We start from the raw sequence: 574 nt of genomic DNA, 5'->3' as shown, positions 1-574 counted from the left end.
CTAGATCGCTGATGTGAAATTTGGTGATCGGCTGCGGGCGTGACGAAGGGCGTCCATGGTCGGTGTGTGAAGACAGACTTGGACGCCCTTCTGACCGCACTCTATGTCTACTTGGACGATCACGTGATGCCTTCGCGGGGACGGCCTCGCGGACGGGGCCGGCCCCCGGTGCTGACCTCGGCCGAGGCGGTGGTCGTGGCGGTGGCTCAGGTACTGCTGCGTTGCGATCAGGAGCGTTACTGGCTGCGGGTCGCGGCGGCCCGGATCGGTCATCTGTTCCCGCGGTTGCCCTCTCAGGCCGTCTACAACCGGCAGCTGCGAGAGCTGGGCCCGCAGATGTCGGCGGCGGCCTTGTGGATGGCCCGCCAGGTTCCGACCTGGCACGAACCGCTGCGGTTGATGGACGGCACCCCGGTCCGGTGCGGCGCCTCGCGGGTGACGGTCAACCGGTCAAGCCTGGGCGAGATCGCCGGATACGGCATGGACAAGTCCCACCACGCCTTCTACTGGGGCGCCAAGCTGATGTTGATCACCACCGCCGACGGCGCGGTGACCGCCTTCAGCCTGGCCTGCC

The 574-nt window shown here is 67.4% G+C and carries 1 pseudogene; it reads left to right on the top strand.

Going from position 1 to position 574, the window contains the following annotated elements:
- Nucleotides 1-66: 66 nt before the first annotated feature.
- A pseudogene (locus KME80_RS49840) lies at nucleotides 67-574 on the top strand (IS982 family transposase); the annotation flags it as partial.

It is taken from the genome of Nonomuraea ceibae, from assembly GCF_019396325.1.
Taxonomy (GTDB): Bacteria; Actinomycetota; Actinomycetes; order Streptosporangiales; family Streptosporangiaceae; genus Nonomuraea; species Nonomuraea ceibae.
The sequence above is the reverse complement of the archived record's forward strand: the minus strand, read 5'-3'. Positions and strand labels throughout refer to the sequence as shown.